We start from the raw sequence: 446 nt of genomic DNA on the forward strand, positions 1-446 counted from the left end.
TGGGGTAGATTAATAATGATAGGTATTTGCTTGTTGTTATTCTACCTTGCAATTGCAAGAGGATTTGAACCCCTATTATTAATGCCAATTGCATTTGGTGGTATCTTAGCTAATATTCCATTAGCTGGTATTGCTGGAGAGACTGGTATGCTAGGTATTATCTATAATATGGGTATTGCTAATGGATTCTTTCCTTTACTTATCTTTATGGGTGTTGGAGCAATGACAGACTTTACTCCACTGCTAGCAAATCCTAAATCAGCAATATTAGGTGGTGCTGCACAGTTTGGTATCTTTGGATCATTAGTTGGAGCAGTTGCAATTGGATTTGATTTACAATCAGCTTCTGCTATTTCAATTATTGGTGGAGCTGATGGACCAACATCAATCTTTATTGCAAATAGACTTGCTCCAGAATTATTAGGAGCAATAGCAGTTGCAGCATA

The 446-nt window shown here is 37.0% G+C and carries 1 protein-coding gene; it reads left to right on the forward strand.

Going from position 1 to position 446, the window contains the following annotated elements; all coding sequences use genetic code 11:
* On the forward strand, nt 1–446 hold a 446-nt coding region (locus CRV01_RS12165; protein WP_164970060.1), incomplete at both ends, for a sodium ion-translocating decarboxylase subunit beta.

It is taken from the genome of Arcobacter sp. CECT 8983 (assembly GCF_004118855.1).
Classification (GTDB): Bacteria; Campylobacterota; Campylobacteria; order Campylobacterales; family Arcobacteraceae; genus Halarcobacter.